A 16,700-nucleotide genomic window follows, 5' to 3' on the forward strand; every position below is an offset into this window, starting at 1 on the left:
CTTTCAATCGCTTTAAGTGTAAGTTTGTTTATTACTCTATTTATCCAGTACTACGAAGACATGAGTCTTTTACCTAGGTTATTGTAAGTCAAACTCTTAATGCTGCAAGAAGTATATCCCGGGTTCAATGGTTAAAGCCGCTCTACCAAAGTAGAGCGGCTTTTTCAAGCGATTAGTTAATTTCTATTTCCAGGCTAAACAACATTTGTTATCTTACTTTCAACATATTTAAACCCCCTTGCTCTTATGCAACTATTTCAATTAATTTAAATGAGTGTTTACCCACAGCCCCTTACATTAATTTGATTAAGCTATACCTCGATTGAATTTACTTGAGGATCCAGACTTTTATAATAATTATATTTTTCATTAATATATTCCACATGAGAACTTGCCTTTTTCTTTAATAACCAGAGACTTGACTCTATTAGAGAAAGATAATCTTTTCCTCCTGTTTTGAATGAAGAAATGCCCGCTTGATAGTAGAGCTCTCCAAGCAAGTATAAGGAATCGTTTTCTAAACACAACTTTATCCCCTGATTAGCACGTTCATAAGAGTTAATGAAATCATTATCTCGATAGAAGTTTATAGAACTGTTATATAAGATTCTAATTGGAATTTTGATATTGCCATAATTGGAGTGAGGATGTTTTTTAAACTTTTTAATTGCTGTATTGTATTTTAAAGTAGCTTGCTTATATTGACCTATATCTGTAAGCATTATTGCACTGCTTGTGAAAAGTTCAATATCTAGCATGGAAAGAGCCCTGCTATGACCAATTTTGATATCAATAGCAACATCTAAAAGATCTATGGCTTCCTCCTTGCTAAATAAGTGAAAATGGCAAACGCTTTTTTGCCATAGCAAGAATTTTGTTAGGTCGGCCCGTCGAAATAAAGGGTTCTTTAGTTCCGTATTAATAATTGAATACGCCCGTTCATACTCATGTTTATGTAGATAGTGTCTGATCATTTCACACGTGTCCTCAATGTAATTATTGCGAGGTGTCTCATAGTCTTCAAAGAAATATTGAACACCCACTCCTAACTTCTTAGCGACTTGAAATAGAATATCTGAATTAGGAAGCTGATTTCCTTTTTCAATGTGAGAGATATTACCTTGTGTGCAAATTCCTTCTGCTAATTCCTTCTGCCCTATTCCGTAATAACTTCGAAGCTCATAAATCCTACTGCCTATATGTTCACCCACACACATACCCCCTGCCCTATATTAAAATTCTAATATTTACCTATATATTACCTAGAAAAAGATAATTATAGAAGCACTCACCTTAAATTATCTTATAAAATCAAAAATTCATAAACTTTTATTCTGTGTAATTATATATTCAAGCACTTAATACCTAGGAGGTTTTTATATGTTGAAAAAAGCTAGTACATTGTTACTTTTATCATCAATAATCACTATTTTATCTACGCTTCCAACCGTCCATACATAAACATTATCTAAATTTTCTAAAAATAAAGTTGACATTAACCTTATTTCAATATAACATTAAATTAATTCCACATATTGGAAGGTTGGTTGCTGGGGGATTGAAGTTCACACATTATTTTGTGAAGGAGGTGATAACATGAATGACGTAGTTTGGAGTGATGTAGTATGGGATATCGTTTGGTAGTATGTGATCTCTTATCACATAAAAAGTAGTGTGTATAGCTTGTACACACTACTTTTTTAAATTCTAATTTTGGAGGGTTTTATTAATGAAACTTATTGATGATGGTTTTATGACATTTGATTATAGATTACCTATATACAATTGGTTTTTCCCAATTAATTATAATGAAATAAGTGAAAGTACTCGTGAAAAAATAGGTGTGAATAACTTTAATATCTTTAACTACGCGGGCAGCGACCCAAAATTTAGAGCGCTATATTTCCATATCCCTTTCTGTGAAGCAATCTGTACTTTCTGTCCTTTTTCAAGAGAAATCACTACGGATTCCCAGATGTATGAGGACTATACTAATGCTTTAATTCGAGAGATCGAGATTAAGAGTCAATATTCTAATGTTAGTTCGTATCCAATCAGTTCTATTTTCTTTGGCGGGGGTACTCCTTCTATATTAAAACCAGAGCAAATCAAAAGAATTGGTGAGGCTATACATAAGCATTTTGATTTGTCTCAAATTAAGGAGTTCAATTATGAGTGTCATTTAACTACAGTGACTGAAGACCGCTTGAAAGTCCTTAAAGAAATTGGGGTTACACATGCAAGAATGGGCGTACAAACTTTCCATCCTGAATATAGAAAGTTCTTCAACTTAGTTGAAGATACGAATATCATTTACGAAAAAGTAGGCCTTCTAAAAGAATATTTTGATTATGTTTCTGTTGATATGCTTTATGGTATGCATGGCCAGACAATTGATGACTTTATCAGGGATCTGCACCATGTAGTAAGTTTAGGTACTCCTACTATTGATGTGTATCCTATCAATAATGTAGTGACTCAAGTAAAACTCAGCAAAGAATTAAGAGAGAAAAATATGGAAGCTACTACAGGCTTCTCAAAGTCTCAGTTCAATGTATTGCTTAGAAATTATATGAAAGAAAATGGATATCATCCTCATAATGGCCATGGTTATGTAAAGGTAGGAAAAGATATCTTAAAAGAAAACCCAGTTGTTAACGACACTTATCGATTCCAGTATCATGAAGCCCATTATGGTTATAAAGGTCATGAAATTATTGGATTTGGCAGTGGTGCCTATTCCGTTATGGATGGTTATATTATCGGAAACACAAACGTAACTAAAAAGTACGTGAAGGGCCTATTAGAGGATGATCACATAGATATGAAGCTGAATGAATTTGATGAATCTATTTGCGAAAGTAAAGGGATTTCATTCCATCTTCCTTATCATGGTGAAGCTGAGAAAGCTAAAATAAACTTTGATAAAGTCCGTCCAGAAGTGTTAACTCGTCTGCAAGAAGTCATAGATAAAGGTTTAGTAGAAGAAGATGAGACTCATTACAGACTCACTGAGCTAGGTTGGAATTGGTATGGAAACTTACTTTATTATTTATCTCCAAATTCCGAACAAGAAGCGTTAGATAATTATATTGATAGGGGTTCTAAACAGAAAAATAGGTTTATGGAAGATTCAAATATAAACTTAAATTATGAACTGCAGCAAGAGGAAGAGGAAGAGGAAGAGGAAGAGTTGGAATTAGTTTAGTTGGATTTATAAAGCGAAGTACTTTAGCAGCAGCTTCCTAAAGTACTTCCTTACTATATGGAGGGATCTCAAATGCGAGCTAAACTTCGAGCTAATAGTTTTCAAACGGTACTAGATCAACCTTTAAAAATGTATGAATCTCTCATAACATTTACCGGAGTCTCATCTGAAAAAGTCCAAAATATTGATTACACTCACAATGTCATATCATTTGTTTTGAGCAAATTAAATATAACAATAAATCATACTACTATGAGCAAGTATGAAAACATATGGAAATTGGACTTCTTTTTAAACTCTAGCAGGATTTCTGTTGAATTATATCAAGATTACCATTTAGTATTAATCAATATCTTAGACATCGATCAAAAATTAAATGCCGACTTGCTTTCTGGGCAATTAGGCGAATTGTATATGCCAGATCATATTGATATCAGAAGCGTTTCCCGAGGGACAAATTAAATGAAAAAGCGAATGAATAAAGAAGTCATTATCTTAGCTGCCTTAAACCTTCTTTTTTGTTTTGGGGTGTATGTGTCTTTACCTGTCCTTGCCTTGTATTTTAATATTCAATTGGATATCCCCATTGCACAAGTTGGAATTCTTCTTGGAATCCCTCCCCTAATTACAGCGCTCTTTGGCTCTTTAGGGGCAGCAGCAGCAAATAAATTCGGGGAAGTTAAGAGTTTACTTATAGGCATAACTCTCATTATTACCCCCTATATATTTTATCTATTCACTGAAAGTTACTTTGTATTAATTGCTCTAAGTGTGATCTCAGGCATTGGAGGGATCTGTTGGAAACCCGTCATTAGAGCCTTATTTGCCCACCATTCAAAAGAATTAAGAAATCAAAATGTGGTTTTTAGAATTAATTATATCGTAATATGTTTAGGGGCAATTGCAGGTCCTGGATTGGGACTGCTTTTAAGGGATTCTCAAATGCAATTAAATTTGTATATTTCTATTTTCACTTTCCTGTGTATCATAATTATTATCTTGTTAGTTAATTCAATAATCAAACCAACAAACTTACAATTAGAAGTAAAGAAAAAGCCATCTCTGCAAAATTTCAAAGAGGTGGACCCAAGATTGTTTATGTACGTAACCGCGGGTGCTTTAGTTTTTATAGTCTTTTCTCAATTTGAAGGTGTATTTCCACTGGCATTTACTGAAATTAGTGAGAATCCTGCAGAACTTTTTGCTTTGCTATTGATAATTAACTCGATTGCAGGTATTGTATTTCAGTTTTTGGTTATGTATATTGAAGATCGCTTTATAAAATTAGGTAATTTAACTTCTATTTTAATAGGAAATTTTGCGTTTGGAGCAGCTTTTGTAATATTTGCACTTTCAGAAGGGCAACTCCTCTTTTTAATCATTGCTACCTTAGTATTTGCTTTAGGTGAAGTCTATGCGGTTCCTGGGAGTGATATTATGATCAATAATATTGCACCTGACCATAAAAAAAGTCTATACTTTGGAATTGCTGAATTTAGAACGATTGGTTTTTCGATTGGACCCATCATGGGAGCAGCATTGATTGATATGTGGGGAGCAACTATTTTATATTGGGTGTGTATCAGTATTATAGTACTGACGAGCCTGATTTATATAGTCCCTAGCTTGCCATTATATAGTCGAGCTAAAAATCATACTAATGAAGTAATATAAAGTTCAATTCATAATCATCAAAATGTAGGGAAACAGCCTACTACATCCCCCACAACCAATTCGGGTGGTAAAGGCACGGAAACTAGTACTCGTCAGGGCATTGATTGGCTGTCATGTGGTCTCCTTGACTGGCAATCAGTGCTCTCGGTCAGTTTCGTTTGCTTCTTTTACAATCTTTTGTAACTGGGGACGGCTCTCTGCTTTTATTACTCGTTCAACTCGCTTAGGGATATATGCTCTCCTCTAAGCTAAGAGTTTTCGTATATCCTAGTTTGTTAGATTTGTCAGGCACCCAAATTCTTACCTAACATATAAATTCAATAAGACCTCCTATGTCAATTATCCTGAATCCCACTGCATTTTCATTTAAAGTATTATTTTTTACCTCTATTTTCAATTTTAGTAATAATCAGTAAAAAAGAACGATAGATATTTCCAAGTTGTTAATTGTAAAATATAGTTAATTATGTTCTCTTTTCTCAAATCCAAGAAACAGTTATAGGTGATAGTTTTGAGTAAATATAGTTTTGTTTTCATTATTTATATAAGTAGTGTCGTTTTCCTTTTATTTCTTTCAATCATTGTAGCCATTCCTAAAACTCCTATCAGTGTAGCTCCCAACCTGTCAGCAATTATTGGCCAGGTTATACCACAAGGGTGGGGATTTTTTAGCAGAGATCCCCGAGAGCCTATGCTATATGCCTATAGTGTAGATGATAATGAAAAATTAGTTTGGCCAAATAGTTCACCAGATAATTATTTTGGATTAAAAAGGTATGGAAGAGCTCAAGGCATTGAACTTGGAAGTATAAGCTCGCAAGTTTCTATTGATAATTACATACCTTGTGAGAATCTATCAGGAAAGTGTAAAGATTTAACTGAGTTTATTCCTACAATTAATGAACAAAAAAATCCATCTATTTGTGGGAGATGGGTCATCACAAATATAGAACCAGTACCTTGGGCGTGGGGTTCAGATTATAAAAATATTAATATGAATGCAGAAGCTGTGGGGGTTGAAGTCGATTGTTCAAGAAATTAGATAGATGGGTAGCTCATTGGGCAAGTTCGCAAAACCCTTTCACAAATGTATATGGTTTAGCAAGGTCTTTATTAGCGTTAGCTACTTTAATTACTCTCTTATTTAATCATTCAAGTGTTTTTTTTAGACCTTCAGCAGGCTCATCTGAGTTTCCAAATTGTTCTAACAGTCTCTTTAGCATTTTTTGTCTAGTACCAAATGATTACTTCTACTTAGAAATTGTGAGATGGATCTCGATAGTAGTTTTAATTATCGTTATTTCTGGATGGAGACCTCGATATACAGGAATTATACATTGGTGGATAACGTTTAGTTTTTGGCAATCAGCTGCGACAGTAGATGGCGGAGATCAGGTAGCTGCTGTTTTCACTTTATTGTTAATTCCAATCACTTTATGTGATCCCCGTAAAAATCACTGGATAAAGTGGAATTACAGGAGTGATGAATTTCTAACAAGAAAAATTGTTTCATTAATTACTATAATGATAATAAAGATTCAGGCTGTTATCATTTATTTTCATTCCACTGTAGCGAAGTTAGCCTCAGAAGAATGGATTAATGGAACTGCCGTCTGGTATTATGTGCAATTTCCAATGCTAGGAACACCACTTTTCTTAGAAGGACCAATAATGTGGCTTCTATCAACACCATTTGTAGTAATCCCTACTTGGGGAACTCTTATTATGCAAACTGTACTCGTAGCCGCACTTTTTTCAGCTAAAAAGTATAGGGCATTTATATTGTTACTAGCAGTCTTAATGCACGAAGTCTTCGCCTTGTTTTTAGGGTTGATTTCCTTTTCTATTGCGATGTTAGGAGTATTAATATTTTTATTAAGACCTCTCGATTATGAGTTTAAATTTCTGTTCTTAAAAAAAGTATTACATTCTCTTAATTATACATTCCAAAAATTTAAAGGAGGTAAGTACAATGAAGTTAATTAATAAGAAGGACTTCTTTATGAAGAAAAGTTTCATAATGATTACTAGTTTTCTACTAATCATCAGCACCTTTGGTTTTTCCGGGTCAAGTTCAAACGCAGAGCAATTATCAAAGAATTTTAGTGGGGAAGAATTATTTAGAGGAATTACAATTGGTCAAGGAGAAGTGGGGCAATTTTTTGTAAATGATTGGACCACCGAAGAATATAAAATTAATAACAGTGAGGAACAAATAAAGTTTGTTGATGAAGTTTTAAAAGTTATGCACGAAATGGATAGTAATTATTTTAATGACCTTAAAGAAGCTGTGGAAGCCGGAGATTATGTAAAAACAAAAGATCTATTAAATTTAGGAGGAGATTTATTCTCCAATGCTGCATCATATGATATTAAAATTCAAGAAGTAGAGCCGAATGCTGCCCTTTTTGCTGGCGTATATGCGGTTGCCGGAGTAACAACTGCAGTGGCAGCTTCACATGCAGTATGGCTTACATTTTATATTTGGCAATACGGCGCAGGACCAGGTATTAGTAGTGATGGATCGGAACTTTCTACTGATATGGCTGTATATAAGTTAATCAAAGAAGTAAATGAGTAAGTTACTAGGAACACCTTCTAAATTTTATATTAAAAGATTTGGAAGGTGTTTTAATTAATTATATGTCAAATAAGGTGTGATTATATGAGCATACCATCTAAAAAAGATTTTATTATCGGCAGTTTAATTTGGGCTGTACTCCTTATCTTTATTTGGATTCTTTATCGTTCTCTATTTGTTGATTTTAGTCTATTAGGGATTATAGGAATGGTTATTTGCATAAGCTTATTTTGTGCTAAATGGTTTAACACACGCTATATAATTACCCATAGTACATTGAAAATAATCTCAGGCCTTTCAAACAATTTAATAGATATTGAAGATATTAACTCGATTTCTCATACCAAAAATATCTTAATAGCCCCAGCTCTATCAATCGAACGAATTGAAATTAAATATAAACAATATGAAACAGTATATATTTCACCAAAACACACTGAAAGTTTTATTCAAGAATTGGTAAAGGTAAATCCCTCTATTAAAGTAGATATACATTAAATGTAGATTAGGTTCGATATTTCTAATTGAAGCAACTTGGATGCCATTATTATCGGCAATTGATTTAACTATACATGATTAACTTTTGTATAAGGATATGCTTTAATGAAAGTGTGATAGATTGGATGTAAGGAGCACTCTTTTAAACGTTAAATACAAAATAACACACCCTCACTTGGTTTCCCAATAAGATTTAACATCTTTGACCGCGTTACACGGTACAGCTAATCCATAAAAAAGAGAAGGTGAAGCCTATCATCACCTTCTCTAACTATTCTCAAGTAAATATGTTGTGTAACAAGATAGGAAACCTCTATACTTATTTCAGTGTATATCTCTTCACTAATTCGCTTAATTCTTGGTTCAATTCCGTTAGTTGTTCTGCTGATTTCGCTACATTTGCAATGGCATTAATTTGTTCATCTATAGATGAAGTAATTTCTTCCACGGTTGCAGCAGTCTGTTCTGATACACTTGAGGCATTTTCGATTCCTGCGCTCATCTGTTGATTAAATGAAGTGATAGCTAGCATTTCTGTGTTTACAGCGTGTAATGACTCTGCAATTTGTTGTACGGAACGGGTCATCTGATTAAATTTACTCTCAGTTTGAAGTACGTCCTCATTTAAGCCTTCAGCGGTTTTCACTGTTCCCTCGACTGTCTTAACTGTTTTGGTAGATTCAGAAACAATAGCTAGGACTACACCTTGCACCTCGTGGGCAGCACGCTTTGATTGTTCAGCTAATTTCCTAATCTCATCTGCTACAACTGAAAAACCTTTACCGTATTCACCTGCTCTAGCGGCTTCAATACTAGCATTAAGGGCTAATAAGTTTGTCGCTTCAGCAATCGTTTCAATTGTTTCCATTACTTTTGTAATTTGTGTTGTTTTATTATTAAGGTTCGTAATTTCTTCATGTATTTCTTGTGAGGCTGCTAACGAACTAGCATTTGACTTCTGTAACTGCTTAACAATTTCAATCCCTTCCTTTGATATTTCTTCGGTTTGCTCCGTTATAACCTTCATCTTTTTGCTTTGCTGTTCCATAGATTCAATAGAACATGTAAGCTCTTCTACCTTTTGATTTATTGATTCCAAATCAAGAGCTTGATCTTGGGTGCCTGTTGCAATTTCCGTCATTGCAACCCCAATTTCCTCACTGCTAGCAGAAGTTTCTTCTGAAACAGCTGATAAGCTATTTGCTGAATCAAGTAAGTATTCACTTGTGTTCTTAACATTTTCAACTAGGACACGTAACTGCTGAGACATCTTATTAAAAGCAGTAGCTAGTTGGCCAATTTCATCGTTTGATTCCGCTAGCTTAGTTACATGAATGTGTCCATTTGCAATTTGTGTTGAAACTTCAGTCACTTCTTTTAACATTTTTATCTTATTTCGAGTCACTAAGTAAAATACAAGAGAACTAATAATAATTATCACAATCGTCGCAGACAGAATGATGTATTGAAGCATGTTTAATTCCTCATAAAATTCATCTTGAAAGACAGCAATTCCAACCGTCCAACCCCAAGGCTCAAAATATTCGGCATAAGCTGTTTTATCTTTAAAGGACCCATCCGCTTGCTGGTCATTATATACTACATAGCGGTCTGCTTCATTATTTGATTTACTTCCTTCTACAATCCGCTCTCGATTATTTCTATTGAGCTCATCGGCCGGAGCCCCTCCTATTTTTGAAGGGTGAATTTGCAACATTAATTCATCATCATACGCAAGAATATATCCATTTTCTTTATAAGTGAATCTAGATTGTTGATAATCATATTCATCATTTTCATTTAATGGTCCGTTTAGTAACAGCCGTGCTAATTCTTTTCCTTCTTCAAGTGTTAGTTCACCATTTTCGACTCTGTCATTGATTGATTCTAAGGCGATATAAGCACCGTTAACAATATTTTTGAGAGTAGTCTCCCCCGCTTCTAATAGCTGATTTTTAGCAACATAATAACTGGTCGAGCCAATAACTCCACCAGTTGCAATAATAATTGCTGTAATAAGAAGCATTAATTTAGTCGATATACTATTTAATTGCAACTTTCTCTGTCTCATTAATACCCTCCGAAAGGATTTATTTATTATTTATATCGACAATATCATCTAAAAATTTATACCTAATTACACAACACTTTAGTCCTTATTTTAATTTAATCGCTCTAGAAAGAAACTGCGTGCTAATCATTACTTAGCACGCAGATTCTTATTTGACACCTATGATATATTAACTCTCTCATCAAGCAGCGTTTATTTCTTCTTTATCTTCAACTTTAACAGCATCTATCATTAAGATGATTGCTGTAATGATATGCAAAACCATTCCTTATTATTTTCGTAAGGCCCCACCTATTAAACCCCATGATATGTGTTAATTATAAAGTTTTTATAAACAATATGGGATTTTTGTATTTATATGTATATAATGATCTTCGTTGCTTTATATATATAAAATAGAATAGGGGAATTTTTGTGAATCAAAAAAATGTTTTATCAAGAGTATTTATTTTCACTTTAGCATTTTTGCTTGTATTTTCGACGTTAGCACCACCTAACATTATCTTGGCCAATTCTAATGAATATGATGTTTATGATGAAATTTCTAATGAAGAAATGTTATTGGCTTATTGGGGAGAGGAAGCTGATATTAAGGTCATATCTGAAAAGAATGGAGGATTTATTTATACACTAGTAGAAAATGGTGTTACATATGAATACCATGAATATAACGAAGGTGCTGCCAATGAAATGAAAACTAGATCCGTAATCTACAAATATAAAGACGATGAGAAGATTTTAATAGATGATTATATTGAAGAGCTTTTAGTTACTGATGAATCTATTATCATTGAAACTGAAGATATGAATGGGCAAATTGAACATTTCGAAGTTGAATTAAGCAATAATTTAACAGAAGAAAAGGGATTAGAAGATAATTTCACCGTCGGTATTATGTCTTCAAGTATAATAGAACGAGGAGGCAGTTCTCTCTCTAACGTCCGATATGAAAGATTTTCCGATGGTAGAGCTAGAGCTTGGTTTCAAACTGGTACTAATGCAAAGTGGACCAGGTCATCAAACAATAACTTTAAAGATTTTCGAGACCATGCCCGTGATCTAGGTAGCCAAGATAAGGACTTACTTTCTGCTGGCCTTACTAAAGTTGTTACTGATATATTAAATATAGCTAAAACAAGAACAGTTACTTTAAGCACGTTTAAGAATATCGCTAAAAGACTTTTTATTCCGTTATCAGCAGTCACAACAGCATATAAATATTACAATACCGCGAAAAAAGCATGGAGTGCCTTTAGAAAAATATAGGGAGCATGTAAGAAGTAAGGAGGATATTTTTTGAATTTTTTTATGATTATACTTACTCTAATTACTATAATAGCCTTATTTTATGCCACTCACTCCATTGGTCTAATTATTGTGAAATTACTTAAAAGCAAGAACTTTGGCAAGGAAGTGAGATGGCTTCCATATGGGTTTGTTTATATTCTGGCATTTATCTTATTTAGAATTATAAACTCATATTGGAGTATACCAGGTAATTATTTCACTGACATAATTGGTTTAATGGGAATTGTAATTATACTCTATTTGTTTTTGTTGTTAGGTTTAAAAGATTTGAATGCTAATTGGTACAGAAAAATTAGTAGAGAATTAGACAGGTATGACAATAACCTGTAATTATATAACCCACTAGAAATAAAACCAAACAGAAGGACATTGCTATAGTCAGCAATGTCCTTCATGTGATGATAACATTAATCTTCCCGTTCGTTTTGCCTAACTAATCAAGATTAGTTGCTTCTCGTGTTCAATAGTCTTCTGTTTAGCCGGTGCCTTTAGCCAAACGGAATCATCATTCTATCAATTTTGTAATATATGCTTATTTTCTATTATATTCCGAGTCGTTTTATAGTGATTTTCATGCTTTACTTGAATATTTTTTGGTGTTCATAGCAATAGACTTTACCTTCAAACTTTTTATTGTTTAAACAAAAGGACTTTACTTTCTCAGAAACAACTTTTTTACAAGTCACACATTGAGACTGTTTTCCTAAATCCTTTTCTATTTTCTGGTCTTTTAATGATTGCTCATGATGTTGCCTAAGCTTAGGATCGGTAATATTCGCATTGGAAAATGCATCATAAATCGTTCCAATATCCGATTCACTAAGTAATGGTTCTCTATGTTCCAACTTCAAGACTGATACTTTTCTATGTATAAATTCAGACAATTCAATATCATACACAATGAGCTCATGAGATGCTATTTTACGATACTCCAAATCAACCTTAAACGTGCATCGCTTTGTAAAAGACACCATAGATACAAAATGTTCATGATACTTTTTGTCAATGGTAGTTTTAAGCGCTTGGATATGTCCGTAATTCTGTATAAAAGGGTTCATCATTTTAAACTTCCCGTTAACTAACCATGTTTTTCTCCCTTTGCCACCGTAGATCGTTCCTTGATAGTTTTTGGTTTCAATGACGATCATTCCGTAGGGTGTGATAACTACATGGTCCACCTGGGAGTACCCTGATTTTGCTTTGGGATTTTCGACAAGTAGATCACTAAGAAACCGACAATCCTTTGGCAACTGATCCAGTTGAATATCAATCTTGTACTCTCCTAATTCTCCTTTTCTTTTTGATATTTGTTCATTATTTCTCTTTGGTTTAGAAGCTGGCGCTTCCTTTTTTGAATGCTTTTCTTTGGTTTGTATTGGATCTTTACTCCTCTTTAACAAACTAAAAAATCTAAACATAGTTATCCCCTTTAAGCATTAGCATAATTTGTCTATAATTGTATCTAACATTCTAATAACTTACCATTATTAGTTATGAATTCAACAATATTCAAATGATAGAGTGGAGAAAAACCATCAGTCAGTTACTTGGGCTACCGACTTTTTTACAATCCCTACTTTAACTTTTAATGTGCTATATGTTTTAGTAATTATCGACCATCAAACACGTAAAATCATACATTTCGAAGTAACTACGAACCCTACTGCTGAATGGACTCTACCATACAGATAAACGGATTGCTTAACCTCACATTCATAGAATAAAGGCCAGCTTTTTTTAATAGCGGATTGAAAAGGCTTTTTTGTCTTGGTCAATTTTAATCGTTCTTTCTGTACATGAAGATAATCAGCTCTAATTCTATATCTTTATCATTTATTCATTAAAAAAATGCAAAAATGAAGCCCCTCCAAGGAAATTTCGGCTGAAATCTCCTCGGAAGGACTTTTGTAAGCCGCTATCACAACTTTCACCTTATCTATTTGACAAAATAGTTAAAGAAAAACCCCTTGAGAAATACTTCGTAAAGTAATCCCAAGGGGTCTAACTTCTCCTTCTTTCACTAGCAAACTAGCCTATGAAGAAACATTTCATTTAATTATTCAGCAGATACACTTACGTTTAATTGAGCAGGTGCAGCAAGTAGGTTATGAGCAGCTTTTTGAGCTGTAGTAGGAGCTCCACCTTCAATATTTACTACTGAATCTTTTGTATAAATACCAGTTACAACCAAAGTAAATGTTGTAGCTTTTCCAGTAACTGGTTTAACCTCACTTGATAGGTCAACAGCACTTAAGTTAGCTAAAGGATTTGTACCATCAGTAATAGTAGAACTATCATTAACATTAGCAACCATGAATTCTACTTCAAATTCGTCAGTTGTAAATGTCGCTGGAGTATCTAATCCTTTCAGCTCATTAACAACAGCATTGTTCCAAGTGTTAGCAGTGAATTCAGTAACTGCTCCACCGTAAACATTAATACCAGTTGCAAGTGATTTACCGTCAGTTCCTAAAATTGAAACTAATGGTTTATTGTATTTATATCCGCCATTTTTAGCATTCTTAAGGGTACCAATGATATGTGATTCAGTATCACTTGCAGCATCAAGAGCATTATCTAAGATTAGTTGCTCAAAGTCAGCTTGACCAAAGATAAGATCTTCAAAAGAAATACTGTCAACAGTATTTGCTAATTTAATTGACGTTGCAGTAGTTGAAACTGTAGCTTTATTAGGCACTACCGCTGAGTTTTTGTAAGTTATTGGTAACACTTTTTTAACTCCATCAGCTACTACTTCTACATTCACAGTATTAGCACTACGTAAATATGTTAAAGCATGATTAACATTTTTAAATCCTACTGTATCATCCGTTACAGCTACAAACTTATCACTTGCATTCTCTGTTGCAATTGTAGCAGTTGGCGCCTTACCTGCTACTGTAGCATCTGTTAGTAATTCTAAACGATTTCCTTTACTGTCCAAAGCATAAACTTCAGTTGCAGAGAAGTCAAATTCAGATTCAACACCTTTTACGTTTTGAGCATTAGCATCAATTTCAGATACTGTCACTACATCAATTGCAGAAGTAGATACAGTTGGGTCAACATCTGCAACGTTTACAGTAATAGTCTTAGTAGCAGTTGGTTGAGTATCAGTAGTTTTAGCGAAATAATTTACAGTTACTCTAGCATTTCTTACAGGAGTATCTTTACTAGCCACTACATGAACTTCAGCTTCTGAACCATCAAATTCGATTGTATTATCACCAGCAACAAGCTGATCGCCTTGAGTAACAGTTGTTAAATTATCTGCTGTAACTCCATCTTGATACAATTTAATTCCATCTGTACTTGAAGAAACAGTAACTTTTCCAGTTGTACCAAAACCAATTTCTTTATTGAATTGGTCTAACGCAGTAACTTTAAATGTCGCACCATCTACGCCCTCATGGAAAGTAAGGTTAGAAGAATCACTACGGTTTTCATCTGATAATGAAATAGTTGTAGCATCAACACCAATAGTTTTCAGCTCAGGTTGTGCTGTTACAGTAATAGGGAACGTCTTACGTGATCCATCTTTCATAGTTACCGTAATAGTAGTAGAACCTTGACGAAGTGGTGTTACATCAATATCCGAATCATTCAATACAGCAGTAGCAACAACTGGATTAGATGAAACTACACGAGTAACTTCCTCAAAATCAATGTTTGCAGTATCAGGGTTACCATTTGTTTCTCCAAACGCGATTAATTGAACAGTTGATGACCCTTCTACAAGTGAAGTTTTAGCAGAACCGAATTCCTTAAATGCAACAGTGTTAGCTTCTGCTAAACCTAAAGCACTAGCAGCTTTTAGAGTATACCCTGCATTCGAAATTGTTGTAACAGCTTCTTTAACCGTTACTTTAAATGTATTACTTAATACAGATCCATCTGGCAATGTTGTTTTAACTACTACATCAGCCGTACCAGCTAAATTTTTAGCAGTAACCTTTACGTTAGATGGGGCACTTCCTGAACCTGAAACACCTACAATGTTAGTATTATAGGATTCAATTTCAACAACTGCATCTTTAACATCTTTTCCTGCTTCATCTTTAACTGTTAAACCAACAGTTTGTCCTTGATCTAATGTAGATGCTTCTAAAGCAACAGTAACTCCTTCAGCAACTTCCCATGTGAATGCACCAGTTACTTCTGGATATTCGTTACCTTCAGCATCTTTAACCCCAAATACACTTACTTTGTATTCTTGGTTACGTGTGAAATCTGAACTTGATGTGATAGTTGCCGTTTTACGATCAGAAGAGAATTCAACATTAGTGATTGTTAATCCTCCGTCAATATCAAAGTTAGTAAAATCAACTCCACTTGGAACTGCTTTATTGAAAGTAACTCGTGCAGTAGTAGCGTTAATCGCACTTTCCATTTCAATCTGATATAATAAAAAAACGTCTCATCCCTTTTATATCAAGGGGTTAGACGATATATGAAAAACGTATTTAGTATGGGTAAATTGTATTATACGCATAGTTCCTATTCCTACAATGAGTGGATTACATCCACTCATCATACATTTGTTTTCGGGCATGGTCGTATAACCGGGCATATTGTTGAGTTTGATGCGGACTGTCATGACCTAAGAGGTCTTGAATACACTTTAGCGGCATCCCCTTTTGGGCAAGATGTGCCGCAAAGGTATGACGCATTGTATGAGGAGTTACATGGAGGTCCAGTACCTTTGCATAGACCATAAATTTTTTTTGAATAGTACGAACACATATCGGTCCTGTCGCGGTTGTATTGACAAAAACAAAAGGAAGTTCATCATATCTCTCATCTAAGTAGGTCTGTACATATTCAGTACAAGTTCGAGTAAACAAAACAATTCTGCCTTTCTTACGTTTCCCTTTCGGGATTTGAATTATTCGTTCTGACCAATTAATATCCACTTTTTTCATAGCCGCCAATTCACTTATCCGCATACCCGTTGCGTATAACAATTCTATGATTGCCCTTTCTTTTCGACTCCCCTCTGCCAACTTTCGTAATTCTATCAACTGATTCATTTCTAAATAACAAGGAAGTGCGTCTTCTACGTCCGGAAAAGGAACTGATTTTACAGGATCACGAGATATTATCCCTTCCTCTAAACAATATCGATAGAAAAGCTTTATACCGGCTAATTTGCTCTTTATAGAGGTAGGTTTATAATTGCTTGTATTTAATTTAGACAACCAGTCTCGAACATCGTTGCTGGTAATCTCATGAACAGATTTGTCTAAATGCTTCACTAATTGACGAACTGCAAATGTATAATAGTTTATCGTACTCTCATCTAACCTAAAACCATAGTCGTTTTTAAATTTCACTATCCATTGTTCTGATGTCTTCATCAT

13 protein-coding genes are annotated in these 16,700 nt (G+C 34.1%); 8 read left to right on the plus strand and 5 right to left on the minus strand.

The features are described from left to right. Positions 1 to 311 precede the first annotated feature (311 nt). Positions 312 to 1,211 (minus strand): helix-turn-helix domain-containing protein, encoded by a 900-nt coding sequence (locus tag PQ478_RS19660; protein ID WP_289235301.1) that lies wholly within the window; start codon positions 1,209 to 1,211, stop codon positions 312 to 314. A 518-nt stretch (positions 1,212 to 1,729) separates the two neighbouring features. Here PQ478_RS19660 and PQ478_RS19665 point away from each other — a divergent pair. The 7 genes from PQ478_RS19665 (at position 1,730) to PQ478_RS19695 (ending at position 7,961) form a co-directional block, all read left to right on the plus strand. Continuing rightward, a complete protein-coding gene (locus PQ478_RS19665; protein ID WP_289235302.1) occupies positions 1,730 to 3,208 on the plus strand; it encodes a coproporphyrinogen-III oxidase family protein in 1,479 nt (492 codons plus the stop codon). 72 nt (positions 3,209 to 3,280) lie between these two features. Then, a complete protein-coding gene (locus PQ478_RS19670; RefSeq protein ID WP_289235303.1) occupies positions 3,281 to 3,670 on the plus strand; it encodes a hypothetical protein in 390 nt (129 codons plus the stop codon). Continuing rightward, positions 3,671 to 4,882 carry an MFS transporter gene (locus PQ478_RS19675; RefSeq protein WP_289235304.1) on the plus strand — a complete coding sequence of 404 codons (1,212 nt, stop codon included), beginning with the start codon at positions 3,671 to 3,673 and terminating at the stop codon, positions 4,880 to 4,882. A 511-nt stretch (positions 4,883 to 5,393) separates the two neighbouring features. Then, a complete protein-coding gene (locus PQ478_RS19680) occupies positions 5,394 to 5,924 on the plus strand; it encodes an SdpA family antimicrobial peptide system protein (RefSeq protein WP_289235305.1) in 531 nt (176 codons plus the stop codon). Further along, positions 5,909 to 6,868, plus strand: coding sequence for a sporulation-delaying protein SdpB family protein (locus PQ478_RS19685; protein WP_289235306.1), 960 nt, complete (start codon positions 5,909 to 5,911; stop codon positions 6,866 to 6,868). The genes PQ478_RS19680 and PQ478_RS19685 overlap by 16 nt, the downstream gene beginning before the upstream one ends. Continuing rightward, positions 6,855 to 7,463 (plus strand): sporulation delaying protein family toxin, encoded by a 609-nt coding sequence (locus PQ478_RS19690; protein WP_289235307.1) that lies wholly within the window; start codon positions 6,855 to 6,857, stop codon positions 7,461 to 7,463. The genes PQ478_RS19685 and PQ478_RS19690 overlap by 14 nt, the downstream gene beginning before the upstream one ends. Before the next feature lie 84 nt (positions 7,464 to 7,547). Next, positions 7,548 to 7,961 (plus strand): PH domain-containing protein, encoded by a 414-nt coding sequence (locus PQ478_RS19695; protein WP_289235308.1) that lies wholly within the window; start codon positions 7,548 to 7,550, stop codon positions 7,959 to 7,961. Between the two features lie 319 nt (positions 7,962 to 8,280). Here PQ478_RS19695 and PQ478_RS19700 read toward each other — a convergent pair whose 3' ends face one another. Beyond that, positions 8,281 to 10,032, minus strand: coding sequence for a methyl-accepting chemotaxis protein (locus PQ478_RS19700; protein ID WP_289235309.1), 1,752 nt, complete (start codon positions 10,030 to 10,032; stop codon positions 8,281 to 8,283). A gap of 414 nt (positions 10,033 to 10,446) precedes the next feature. Between PQ478_RS19700 and PQ478_RS19705 the strand changes: the two genes are divergently transcribed. After that, on the plus strand, positions 10,447 to 11,298 hold the full coding sequence (locus PQ478_RS19705; RefSeq protein WP_289235310.1) for a hypothetical protein: 852 nt from the start codon (positions 10,447 to 10,449) through the stop codon (positions 11,296 to 11,298). Between the two features lie 620 nt (positions 11,299 to 11,918). Here the strand turns inward: PQ478_RS19705 and PQ478_RS19710 are convergent. The 3 genes from PQ478_RS19710 to PQ478_RS19720 all read right to left on the minus strand — a co-directional run bounded on the left by PQ478_RS19710 (position 11,919) and on the right by PQ478_RS19720 (position 16,700). After that, complete coding sequence (locus PQ478_RS19710; protein WP_289235311.1) at positions 11,919 to 12,758, minus strand: nuclease-related domain-containing protein; 840 nt, start codon at positions 12,756 to 12,758, stop codon at positions 11,919 to 11,921. A 638-nt stretch (positions 12,759 to 13,396) separates the two neighbouring features. Next, the gene (locus PQ478_RS19715) at positions 13,397 to 15,730 is read right to left on the minus strand and encodes a hypothetical protein (protein ID WP_289235312.1); all 2,334 of its coding nucleotides are present in this window, start codon (positions 15,728 to 15,730) and stop codon (positions 13,397 to 13,399) included. A 127-nt stretch (positions 15,731 to 15,857) separates the two neighbouring features. Beyond that, positions 15,858 to 16,700, minus strand: coding sequence for a tyrosine-type recombinase/integrase (locus tag PQ478_RS19720; protein WP_289235313.1), 843 nt, complete (start codon positions 16,698 to 16,700; stop codon positions 15,858 to 15,860).

This window comes from Alkalihalophilus pseudofirmus (assembly GCF_029094545.1).
Taxonomy (GTDB): Bacteria; Bacillota; Bacilli; order Bacillales; family Bacillaceae_D; genus Alkalihalophilus; species Alkalihalophilus pseudofirmus.